General features: G+C 60.3%; 8 protein-coding genes. 3 read left to right on the top strand and 5 right to left on the bottom strand.

The window, feature by feature from the left end; genetic code table 11:
• Positions 1-87: 87 nt before the first annotated feature.
• Both C443_RS01435 and C443_RS01430 read right to left on the bottom strand, forming a co-directional pair.
• Entirely contained in the window at positions 88-1,116 is a 1,029-nt protein-coding gene (locus tag C443_RS01435; RefSeq protein ID WP_005533091.1) for an LLM class flavin-dependent oxidoreductase, read from the bottom strand.
• Between the two features lie 656 nt (positions 1,117-1,772).
• Positions 1,773-2,777: a HEAT repeat domain-containing protein gene (locus C443_RS01430; RefSeq protein WP_005533089.1), complete on the bottom strand. Its 1,005-nt coding sequence runs from the start codon at positions 2,775-2,777 to the stop codon at positions 1,773-1,775.
• A gap of 450 nt (positions 2,778-3,227) precedes the next feature.
• Here C443_RS01430 and C443_RS01425 point away from each other — a divergent pair, with 450 nt between their 5' ends.
• Together C443_RS01425 and C443_RS01420 are read left to right on the top strand one after the other, a co-directional pair.
• A complete protein-coding gene (locus C443_RS01425) occupies positions 3,228-3,749 on the top strand; it encodes an LUD domain-containing protein (RefSeq protein ID WP_005533087.1) in 522 nt (173 codons plus the stop codon).
• Positions 3,750-3,751: 2 nt separating this feature from the next.
• A complete protein-coding gene (locus C443_RS01420; protein WP_005533086.1) occupies positions 3,752-5,932 on the top strand; it encodes an LUD domain-containing protein in 2,181 nt (726 codons plus the stop codon).
• A 206-nt stretch (positions 5,933-6,138) separates the two neighbouring features.
• Here the strand turns inward: C443_RS01420 and C443_RS01415 are convergent, their stop codons facing one another.
• The 3 genes from C443_RS01415 to C443_RS01405 form a co-directional block, all read right to left on the bottom strand.
• Positions 6,139-7,488, bottom strand: coding sequence for a DUF362 domain-containing protein (locus C443_RS01415; protein WP_005533084.1), 1,350 nt, complete (start codon positions 7,486-7,488; stop codon positions 6,139-6,141).
• Between the two features lie 127 nt (positions 7,489-7,615).
• Positions 7,616-8,950, bottom strand: coding sequence for a glycerate kinase type-2 family protein (locus C443_RS01410; protein ID WP_005533083.1), 1,335 nt, complete (start codon positions 8,948-8,950; stop codon positions 7,616-7,618).
• Positions 8,951-9,532: 582 nt separating this feature from the next.
• On the bottom strand, positions 9,533-10,462 hold the full coding sequence (locus C443_RS01405; protein WP_049943840.1) for an NAD-dependent epimerase/dehydratase family protein: 930 nt from the start codon (positions 10,460-10,462) through the stop codon (positions 9,533-9,535).
• Positions 10,463-10,812: 350 nt separating this feature from the next.
• On the opposite strand from C443_RS01405, the gene C443_RS01400 reads away from it, so the two are divergent.
• Positions 10,813-12,132 (top strand): glycosyltransferase family 2 protein, encoded by a 1,320-nt coding sequence (locus C443_RS01400; RefSeq protein WP_005533079.1) that lies wholly within the window; start codon positions 10,813-10,815, stop codon positions 12,130-12,132.
• Positions 12,133-12,274 lie beyond the last annotated feature (142 nt).

The following is a 12,274-nucleotide window of genomic DNA, read 5'->3' as shown; positions in this document are numbered from 1 at the left end:
CTTCGATCCGGGTGTTTTCCTGGTACAACACGACCCTCGGAGACTGCAAAACAGCGATATGTTCTCGTTCTTCTCCTGTAGAAGGGGCTAGCGCGGTGTGAGGCCAACACCGTCTGCGAGCAACTCGTGGGAGCGGAGCGCGTCAGCGTGGTCGCCGACGACGTGCTGGATCATCACCTCGTCGACTCCGACGCGATCAGACAGCTGTTCGAGGAGGGCATCGAGTGTCTCCGGACTGCCGGAGATCGCTCGTGGCCACTCACCGGCATCCAGCGTGGCAGGTGTCGGTTCGGGCACCGCTCCGAGTTCGTCGATCGCTTCCTCGACGGATGGAGTCGTGCCAACGACCCCTCGCTTCATCCGCTTGAACGACGCTTCGGCCACGGCGCGGAGCCGCGCCGCTTCCTCGTCGGTCTCGGCACAGACCGCGTTCACCGCGACCATTCCCTGTGGCTCGTCGACGCCGCCGGCCAACTGCGAGGATTCGAAGTGGTTCCGGTACTCCTCAAACGAACGGGTGGCCAACTCCGGTCGAATGAACGCAGCGAAACAGTAGCGCAGGCCGAGTTCGCCGGCCAACGCGGCGCTCGACGGACTCGATCCAAGAACCCACGGAACGGGCGTCTCCGCATCTGAACGGGGGATTTCGATATCACTGTACGCGTGTCCATCCGGGTAGCCGTCGTAGAGGTGCGAAACGACGGCTTCGATTTTTTCGGCGTGGTCTTCGTCGGGGTTCCGGACACGGCGGTCCGTCCCGAGTGCGCGGTCGACGGCCGGAGAGCCGTTGGCTCGTCCAAGCCCCGCGTCGATGCGTCCCGGAGCAAGCGCGTCGAGAGCGCCGAACAGCTCTGCGACTTTGAATGGACTGTAGTGATTGAGCAGGACTGCCCCCGATCCGAGTCGGATCGAGTCGGTTTCGGCGGCGAGGTTGCCGAGCAGTACCTCGGGTGTTGTACCGGCGAGCTTATTCCCCATCCCGTGGTGTTCCGCCACCCAGAACCGGGAATAGCCGAGGTGTTCGGCCTGCTGGGCTGCGTCGACGGTGTTCGCATACGCGTCAGTCGCAGTTCCGTCATTCGGGACAGGAGAGATATCAACGATTGAGAGGTCCATATCCGCTCACAACGGTTGCGGGGTATAACGGTTCGGCTACTAACAGTGTGTGGGTATCTCACCCGAACGTACCAATGTTATTCTATTCTATCTGTAGCCGCCATCGAAGTGGACAAACGACCTCACTGCTACACACTGCTACCGGCGACGCCTGATCTTCATGCGTTGAAAGGCTCGTTCGCGGTCATCTCGGCATCAGACGCAATCTCGCCAAGGGGTCGTGGCTTACTTTATCCTCCCTTGCACTGACTGTGAGATCAAGCACCACCGTGTGAGGGCTACTGCTGTCAATCGGTGCTGTTCTCTATAGCAGAACATACAGCAGGTTTGAATAGCAAGGTGCTATGTGAGGACAGCCGAACTAGCTACAACAGCGGCTATTGGTCCCTAACTCCGCCCCCTCATCAAATATAAATCTATAATGGTGTAGACTCAAGACATATGTCCCGAGGTTGAGTATAGAAATACTAGATATATATCTGTCTTATCCGAGTCGGTCTGTCCACTGGCGACGTCCGGTCTCCCACGGAAGTAGATATATCTGATGTGTACCGCTACGAGACGACGCAGCACCAGATAACGTACTGCAACCGTGGCCCTGCCAGAGACTGCGACATGCGATTTCTGCGTGAACTGCAGGAAAACCGACCGTCTCCTCACAATGGGGTACCACAGCCCGGGCACAGCGGGGGGCCGGATTTGGGGAGCGAAAGCCCGCAGTGTGGACACCCGCCATCGCCTTCCGGCGTCCGGATTTCCGAGACGATGTCGGCTGTCTGCGCGCGGATTGCATCTCTCGCGGCTATTCCCGCGAAGCCCTCAGCAGGTTCTGCCCCGCGATACCGGGAGAGAGCGAACTGGGCTCGCTCTGCAACAAACTCCTCGTCCACGGCGAGCCTTTCGAGGTGTGCTTGCGGGAACGCCTCCATGCTATCAGTGCCGGCAAGCAACCCCAGCGCTTCGGCCGCCCGCCCACGGACGTATCTGCTTTCGTCTTCGAGACACGAGACGAGTGCTTCCCTGGCGTCTGTAAGCTGTTCGGGGCACGCAGAGCCGATAACGACGAGCGCAGTGCTCAGGTGATATCGAACCAGCTCACTGTCCGCTCGAAGATGCTCGGCGAGCGAGTCGACCTGATAGCGGAGCCTGTCGGGACTACCCAGGGCGACGTGGGCCAGAGCCTTCGCCAATTTCTCCGTTACTTCTGGTTTGTCGAACTCCAGGCCGATGCGCAGATCTGCCACGACCTCAGGCGAGACGACGGCATCGGGATGGTCGACGGCGACGTAGCCCAGCGCCTCTGCACACCGAGCGCGAACGTAGTAGAACTCCGACTCATCCGCCAGTCGCTTGGCAAGCGTCGGGACAACCGGAACCACGCTGTCCGGCGTGCTTTTGCTGACCGTGACAAACAATTTCGCTGTCGTGAGCCGTGTTGGTCGCTCGCTGTTCTGCAAAAACTCGGTGAGCGACGTCAGTACGCCGTCGAACAGTTCCGGCTGGTTGTCGGCGGCCGCTTTGAGTGACCGCAAGCACGCCTGTTGGTCAGCCGCTCCGGCCGTCGAAAGCCGCTCAAGTGCTGTCAGTGCGCCAGCTTCCTCTCCTTGTTCGAGTAATGTCACAATCTCCGAATTTTGAGGTGTACCGGGTTGGTCGTCCATCGGTCCGTTGTCGGCGTTTCTCGGAGAACCCACAAAACCCCTTGCCTCCCGGGTATTGCTCGATTCGAAGACAACTGCGCACCGTTGAAGCTGCTATACCGCGACTGACGCGCTATATGATATTGTATCTACGATAGATACCTCTATTTATGAGCGATATCGTCGGAGAGTACCGATGTTTGGATATATTGAGTGACGGATCTCTACTCACTGGTAGTGATAGGTGTCAAGTTCATCGACGCCACCCCTGTTAAGACCATCTGCAGTATCATTCTACTAATCTGTCACACCGTGTGAATGGCAGTATAAGTAAGTGCAGTAACTATCTGCTAATCTGGTAAAGCAATACCCAGAATAGCTGGTGTACGCGACAGTCCACCGGGTTTGTCGGACTTACGTCCGTTTCAGACAAAAACTAAATGATGATGTAGGTTTTCGGTTCGCGTATAGATGGAAAGCAAACGCGCGTCGTTCGAGGGCGCTCTCGAAGCATTGGGTGTGACAGTTTCCAGCACTGCCGAGTCCGAACTCGAAGCTGCTGTTACGGAGGCAGTCACGGAGCCTGCAGTCGGGATCGCGCTCGACGAAACGGTCGGGGACGAGGCGTTTTCGCTCACGGAGACGCCTGTCACGGTCGACCCCACCCCGGTCGCGCTTCGCGAGGCGACCACTGGCGTAACCGGTGCTGAACTCGGTATCGGCGACTACGGTTCGCTCGTCCTCTCGATGACTGAAGCGGCCAGCGAACTCGTGAGCCTGTTTGTCGAGCGTCATGTCGCCATTCTTCACGAGGAAGACATCCAGCCCGATATGGACGCGGCAGTGGCAGAACTGGACGAACGGTTCAACGAAACCGGTGGGAGTGCGATTATCGCCACAGGACCGAGTGCCACAGCCGATATGGGCGCACTCGTCAAGGGCGCACACGGACCCAGAGAAGTCCACGTCATCGTCGTGGAGGAGAGTGTGTGACAATGGCAACCGCCGACGAAATCCGCGAGCTGATGCGGACCGAGGGTGCGGCAGTCGCGGAGAACACGCAGGGGTTCAACGCCGGGCGCTACGACTCTGTCGCGGACCTGAAAGACTACGAGGAACTCAAGCAAGCGGCCCGGAGTATCAAGGAGGACGCCATCGAGGAACTTCCAGATCTTCTCGATCAGCTGACGGACACAGTCGAAGCGAACGGGGGAACGGTGTACATCGCCGACGACGCCGCCGACGCGAACGACTACATCCGCAACGTCGTCGACGAGCGAGCGGCTGACCGGGTCGTCAAAAGCAAGTCGATGACCAGCGAGGAGATCGAAGTCAACGACGCGCTCGAAGCTGACGGCGTGGACGTGGTCGAGACGGACTTGGGCGAGTGGGTGTTGCAGGTCGCTGACGAAGCCCCCTCCCACATCGTCGCCCCGGCGATCCACAAGTCACGCGAGAGTATCGCGGAGCTGTTCAACGAGCGATTCGACCCCGAGGAACCGCTGGAGACTGCCGAGGAACTGACCCGCTTCGCCCGGAAAAAGCTGGGCGAGCAGATCATCGACGCGGAAGTCGGCATTACCGGTTCGAACTTCATTACGGCTGATACCGGGACGATGGCGCTGGTCACTAGCGAGGGGAATGCCCGCAAGACGGTGGCCGCGACGGACACGCACGTCGCCGTGGCCGGCGTGGAAAAGGTAATCCCGACGGTTGGAGACCTCCACCCGTTCATCGAACTCATCGGTCGGTCGGGCACCGGTCAGGACATCACGTCGTACGTCTCGCTGTTGACCCCACCAGTCGACACACCGGTCGTCGATTTCACCGACGACGAGACGCCGCTGTCGGCGTTCGAATCCGACCGTGATTTCCACCTCGTACTCATCGACAACGGGCGACTGGAAATGCGGGACGACGATCACCTCCGGGAGACGCTGTACTGCATCCGGTGTTCCGCCTGTTCGAACTCGTGTGCAAACTTCCAGAGCGTCGGCGGCCACGCCTTCGGCGGCGAAACGTATTCAGGTGGCATTGCGACCGGGTGGGAAGCCGGCATCGAGGGGCTGGACGTGGCCGAGGAGTTCAACGACCTCTGTACCGGGTGTACGCGGTGTGTGAATGCCTGTCCGGTCGGTATCGACATCCCCTGGATCAACACCGTCGTCCGGGATCGGATCAACCGCGAGAAGGATACCCCCGGAGAGTGGCTCGTCGATGGACTCACGCCCGACGAGGAGGACGACGGTGCGCCACTGCAAAAGCGGTTCTTCGGCAACTTCGAGACCGTCGCAAAACTCGGCAGCGCCACCGCACCGGTGTCGAACTGGCTCGCCGGGACGACGCTCTCCCGCCGAGCTATGGACCGGATTCTGGGCATCGACCCGCGTCGGGACCTCCCGACGTTCGAGCGGGAAACGCTCGTCGACTGGGCCGCTTCCCGCGACTCGCAGGTGGCCGAACCCGAACGCCGAGCGGTACTGTATCCGGACCTGTACACGAACCACGTACAGGTCGAGCGCGGCAAAGCCGCTGTGAAGGTACTCGAATCGCTGGGTGTCGACGTGGTTGTTCCACCGGCACCATCCAGCGGCCGCGCGCCGCTATCCCAGGGGATGATCGCGACGGCGACTGACCATGCGGAACGAGTCACGGAGACGCTCGGCCCCCACATTGAAGACGGTCGCGACGTGGTCGTTATCGAACCGAGCGACCACGCGATGTTCACGCGCGAGTACGAGCGGCTCATCGACGAGGCGGCGTTCACGGACATCGCGGAGAACAGCTACGAGGTGTTCGAGTACGTCTACGGACTCCTCGATAACGGAGCCTCCATCGATTCACTCTCGACTGTCAAGGGGGCCGAAATCGCCTACCACAGCCACTGCCAGCAGCGGACGCTCGGGCTCGAAGCCCACACTGTCGCTGTCCTCGAAGACTGTGGCTACGACGTGGTCACGTCCGACGTGGAGTGTTGCGGCATGGCCGGGAGCTTCGGGTACAAGTCCGACTACTACGAACTGAGCATGGATGTCGGCGACCGGCTCCGGGCGCAGTTACGCGACGACGGTGTGCAGGACCGCCCCGTCGTCGCTAGCGGCACTTCCTGTCTTGAACAGATCGACGCCCTGCTGGAACGACAGCCCCGTCATCCGATCGAGCTACTGGCGACGTAACGGCCGCTTCGGCTTGCGATTTGCGTGCGCTCGGTCACCACGATACCTAACGCATGTACGCCCGTTATTTACCCCGTGTTTATATCCTTCCGTGTGTCGGGTGTGTATCGCTTAGACTTCGCGGTCTGAGACACCACGTGAGTGTCTCGACGACGCACTATGGCTTGTCAGGTCCACGCTCTGCAGTACAGCTCCGGTATCGACAGCTACTCGCGGAGCGTCGGTGCGACGAGCTGTCCGTTATCAAACTCGATCGGCGACGGCTCTTCGACCACACGGAGGTCGTCGCGTTCGCGTGCGGCCTCGACCAGCGCCGGCGACGCGTAGAGTTGGTGGAGATGCATCGTGTCGGCTGCACGGAGCATGCGAACGGTGTCGGTATCGACGACCCCTATCGTCGACAGCGCGGCGACGATGCCGGCACGGTCAGTTTCGACCACTGGCGGTAGTTTCACCCCGCGAATCGTGCTTGCGGTGAGCGCATTGATAAGCGACGTTTGCGCGTCGAGTTCTGCGACGACATCTTCGTGGACGACATCCGCGGAGCCGACGCCCATCGCGTTCCCGTGGGTCTTCTCCGTCAGCCCGCGTGTGAAGATGCGCTTGATGTCCGGCGTCTCGGGAGCCGGCTCGTTTATCGAGAACGGTCGGCGACCGATAACGTTGGTATCGAGTCCCTGACCGCTTATCTCCTTGCCCTGGCGGTCGAACATCACGAGATCGAGATCGTCGAACGGGAGCTTGGGCATCAGTTCGTAGGCGGTCTCTAACAGCTCCTCTTCACGATCGAGGAAGCCACTTGGCGGAACGCCCTCTATCAGCGTCGTCTCGTCGTGTTGGTCCTCGACGATTGCGACGCCGCCGACGATGGGCAATTCGTCGAGCAACTGGCCAGTAATCTCTGGAATCATCCGTCGGAACGACCAGTCGACGGCCCACTTGTGGGCGATCTGTGCGCCGCGTTGCTTGCCCATGCCGATGACGAGCATCTTCGAGAGCCCGCTTTCGACGGGTCCGTCGAAGTCCGTGTGTGGCTTGACGCGGTTGATGGGGATGATTGCATCTGCCGCCACAGCGGTGTCGTCGGCGACGACCGGCACGTCCCGGTTGGGTGTTCGTCCGACCTCAACCACGTCCATCGTCGACCGGATTTCGCAGCCGATTGCCGACTCAGTCACGCCCAGTTCGTTCAGCATCGTTCGCTGGCCCTCGCCGGTAGCGCCACCGTGGCTTCCCATCGCCGGGAAGACGAACGGCTCGTAGCCGGCGTCAGACACTGCTTCCACGACGCCGGCGACGATAGTGGGCAAGTTCGCGATACCGCGACTTCCGACTCCGAGCGCGACCTCGCCGCCGGCAGGCACGTCGGCAAATGACAGTGATTCGACCGCACGGGCTGCGTGTGTTGCGACGGCATCGGGTGCAATCGGGTCCGTCTCCCAGTTCTGTTCGATGATGCCGAGTTCTGGGAGTGGTGGGTCGCCACAGGCATCGATGATCGTTTCTTCCGGGACGGAGAGGGCTTCCGCCGCGATCTGTTGATCGGGTGTGTTCATACCCGGCCTATCAGCCTGTCCGTTGATAAACGTGATCCACGGGTCGAACGGTAGCTACCACCTCGATCGTGATGCGGCAGTCCGGTAGTATCACCTGAGAATAGCCACCGTGTATCGGTAGCCGGGATCATTCGCTTGGGTCTGGAATAACGAGTACGACCACGTCGTTGACGTTCGTTCCGGTCGGTCCGGTTTCGACTGTCGCCCCGATTTCAGAGAGGTACGAGCCGGCATCGTTTGCAAGCAGTGCATCGCGGGCTCGTTTGCGGTCGTCGATGATGTTCGCAGTAGCGATAGCTCCGGCTGCGTCGGAGCTCCCGTCTTCCCCGTCAGTATCGACGGCAGCGATGACTGCGTCGCCGTCGTGGGCCAGTGCGCCGGAGAGAACAAATTCCTGATTTGGGCCGCCCTGACCGCGCTTCTCGGTTACGGTGACGGTCGACTCGCCACCGGCAAGGAGCACGGCTGGTGGTTCGACTGGCGTTCCCGTCGCTGTAGCCTCCTCGGCGATAGCGACGAGTGGTTTCGCTACCTCGCGGGCTTCGCCGCGCAGCCGAGACGTGAGTACGAGCGGCTCGTAGCCGGTCTCCCGTGCGACAGCAGCGGCGGCGTCAAGCGCGGTTGCGTTGTCCCCGATGAGGTGGTTCGTAACACGGTCAAAGACCGAATCATCGGGAAACGGTGTCTCCGATAGTCGACCATCCTGCCCCGCTTCGAGATGGTCGTGAACGGCTGGCGGCGGCGTAAGGTCGTATCGTTCGAACACATCAAGCGCGTCTCCGTACGTGGTTTCGTCCGGCACTGACGGACCGCTACCGATGGTTGAGAGGTCGTTTCCCACAACGTCGCTGATCAGTACTCCGTCGACGGTGGCGGGAGCCGCGAGCCGTGCTATTTGCCCACCTTTCAGGTCTGAGAGGTGCTTCCGGACCGCGTTGATCTCCGCTATCGGGACGCCGCCGCTGAGAAGTCTGTCGGTCGTTGTCTGGAGGTCGTCCAGTGTCAGGTCCCCGGCCGGAGCCGATAGCAGCGCACTGGCTCCACCAGTCAGAACAAACAGGACGAGCGTGTCCTCGTCGGCTTCGCCAACCTTTTTTAACATTTTGGTCGTCGCCGCAACGTTACGGTCCGACGGTAATGGGTGGTCTCCGACAGAACTCCGGACGGTTTCGGTGTCGATAGCCTGCGTAACAACTACGTGGCCGCCGCTGAGTGTATCTCCGAGAATGGATTCGAGCGCCCGTGTCACACCGCCCGCGGCTTTCCCGCCGCCGACGACGACGACCTCGCTGTACTCGTCAAGATCATAGGTCGTCCCGCCGATCGTCAGTGTCTGGCTATCGCGGCCGACGGCCGATTTAGTGGCGGCCGCAGGCGCGGCTGCGTCCACGGCGGCTTCGATACAATCGAGTGCGATCTCGTGTGCATCGCTGGCAGCCAGTGCGGCCCGGTTGCAAATCATATGACCGCTTTCATGGGGATCGATAAAAGTCTGGCTCAGACGCGAGTTCCACTGCTTCCCGCACCTCCACTGCTGCCATCGAGCCTTCTACGTCGGGTAATCGAACGTGAGACTGCGGATAACAGTGTTCGATACCCCAGATATGCTGATATAGTTCGTATATGGGTGTGAACACGAATATATACTAGTCTATATCCGGTACCTAAGTCTATATTTTAAAGATATACAAACAGGTGTGCGGATAGCCACTCGACAGTGAGGATTACTGTGATTCGAAATCTGTGGAATGCAGCCTCTCGGCCGAGTTTCGCTCCGAAACAGGCCAATATCCGGCTAATCGATCGGATCTCTCAGACAGCAGTGGGTGTGTCCCGTCGGATCGAAGGACCGGTTTGGATATGCGAGCGTGTTAGGGCTCGTCTTATACGTAGCTAGCTGGATGCTATTCCATCGCTGGTACCACCTCTTCTCGGAAAGATATCGTAAGCGAACTCCTACCGAGGGATTGCACTCGGGGAACGGTCGGGGCCCTGGGTTTCTCGCGACGCTCTTGCGAGACAGGTGCGACCGAAAAAAAGTGACTCACGTTCGTTCGGCGTCGAGCGTCGCTTCCAGACCTTCGCGGAGGGAGAGCGTCGGTTCGTACCCGAGCAGTTCGCCTGCGTCACCGAGGTCCGCTTCGCTCTGTTGGATATCGTTCGTGCGACCGGGGACGTGTTCGATCGCGATGTCCGAACCGACGACATCTCGGACCGTTTCGGCGAGTTCGTTTATCGTGACGCTCCGTCCGGTTCCGACGTTGAACGGTCGGCCGACGGCCTCTGTCTTAGCTGCGAGCAGATTCGCACGTACGACATCGTCGACGTGGACGAAGTCCCTCGTCTGTGTCCCGTCGCCCTCGACTGTGAGCGACTCGCCGGCCTGAGCCTGACGGACGAACGTGCCAATGACGCCGGCGTACTCCCCGTCGAGACCGCGCGGACCGTAGACGTTGAAGTACCGTAGCGGCACCGTCGGCAGACCGTATTGCTCGGTGTAAAACCGTGCGTACTGCTCCCCCAGATGTTTCTCGAAGCCGTAGGGGCTGTTTGGTTCAGTCGGCGCGTCTTCTCCGATGGGAACGTCGTCGGGGGTACCGTACACGGCTGCGCTGGACGCGAACACTACCCGCGTGTCCTGCTGTCGAGCGCAGTCGAACACGTCGACGGTCGCCGTACCGTTCAGTTCGTGGCAGTCGACCGGCTGCTCGATTGACTCTGGGACGCTGACCATCGCCGCCTCGTGGAACACGATGTCGACGCCCTCCATCGCCGTGTCAAGCATCGCCCTGTCCCGAACGTCGCCCTCGATGACGGTCACGTCGTCGGGGAGGTTCGCCCGCCGTCCAGTCGAGAAGTCGTCGAGAACTCGCACATGGTTGTCCGCAGCCAGTGCCGACGCGAGATGGCTCCCGATGAATCCACCACCTCCGGTGACCAGCACCCGGCGGCCGCTGACAGTTTCCATAGACATATCGTTCGGAGACGTGGTTTTCATAGTTTAAGTTATTCGTACGCATACGGCCGTCGTCCAGGACGGTGAAACGTGTACCAGGGGCTGTTTACCAGTCTAAGTCGTGTTGTGGCTACTTCGGGGATACACCAGCCTGCTCCGAGCAGTAGTAATCTTTGTTACCTGCTCACTGTGGATGGCGTAGAATAGCGCTGCCTTCGGAAAGCTGGGAATAACAATATGTCAACTCGTACACAGCGGAGCACAACGGAGTCCACTACCCGACACAATGATGCCAACACGCGTACCGGAGCTCGTGGACGACCACACCGAACGACCGCCATCGAGAGCGGTTCGGGAGTGGGGCTGAAATGTCTGACAGAGTCCAGCAGTCGCCCACGAACGACGGTATCCGCGAGGTTTCGAAGAACTTGCCCGCAGTGGGACTGGTCGCGACCGATTCAAACGCCGAGTGGATAGCGGCCGAAATCCTCCGCATACACTCGCGTGCACACCAGGCAATCGTTACGGCGGCTGTCGATGCTGACCCGCAGGCGCTCGCTTTCGCCCGCTGGCTTGATGCAGAGGTAGTCGACCCGTCTGGTAGTCAGCCCAAAAGCGATGCTCCCCGCGAGCGACTGCGGCAGTACGCTAAGCAGGCGGGATATCCGGGTCTCGTGTACCACGGCGGGGGTAAAGGGTCGGTCAATCTCCCGGCGAGCCGCGAGGCGCTGAACAGTACCGAGAAGTTCACTATCGACGCCCGCGTCGAACCGGTCACTGACCCGGAGCCGACCGTTATGGTCGGAATCCCGGCGTACAACGAAGCGGGAACGATCGGAAGCGTGGTTGAGTCGGCCAGAGAGTTCGCCGATACCGTCCTGGTAGTTGATGACGGGAGCACTGACAAAACCGTCGAGGCCGCGCAGACGGCCGGTGCGACGGTGTACGAACACGAGCACAACGTTGGGTACGGCGGGGCGCTCAAGAGCATCTTCGAGCAGGCCGACCGGAGCGACACCGACTATCTGGTTGTCCTTGATGCCGACGGCCAACACGACCCGAGCGACATCCCGGAATTGATCGAACGACAGCGGGAATCGGACGCGGAGATCGTCATCGGGAACCGGTTCGATGAATCCGCCGAGACCGAGATGCCGCTGTACAGGCGGTTCGGGCTGTTTACGGTCAATTTCATGACCAACCTCAGCCTCGGAATCTTCACGCCGACCAATCGGATACGTGATACACAGAGCGGCTTCCGGGCGTACAGCCAGGCGGCTATAAGCTCGCTGGCTTCGGACAGCTCAATCGGTGATCGGATGGATGCGAGCACGAATATCCTGTATCACGCCCACTCGAACGGTTATCAGATCGCAGAGGTGCCGACGACGATAGATTACGACGTGGAGGCGTCCAACAACCTCGGTCCGGTCGAACACGGACTCACGCTCGTCGGGAACATCATCCGGACAGTCGAGCGGGAACACCCGATTATGTTGCTCGGCGTCCCCGGCGTCTGCTTCGTTCTCGTCGGGTTCGTGTTCACGTACCTTACGATGTTTAATTATCTCCAGAGTGGGACCTTCCCGCTCGGGCACGCGCTGGCGAGCACTACCTTCACCATCACTGGTATCCTCGCCTCCTTCACTGGAATCATCCTCCACTCTCTAGAACTGTACCGCCAGTAGTCGGTGAAGCGAGGGCAGGCCAGCTATTACCCTTTGCCTCACTGTCCGTCAGGCAGGGTTTACCGGGCCCCTGTGGTCGCTGACTGCACACAACTTCTGCATAACAAAGAGTACCGTATATCATTCGTAGGCCAATGGGACA

Source organism: Haloarcula argentinensis DSM 12282, from assembly GCA_000336895.1.
In the GTDB taxonomy this organism is placed as follows: Archaea; Halobacteriota; Halobacteria; order Halobacteriales; family Haloarculaceae; genus Haloarcula; species Haloarcula argentinensis.
Note: the sequence above shows the minus strand (reverse complement) of the source record. Positions and strands in the feature narration are given on the sequence as shown.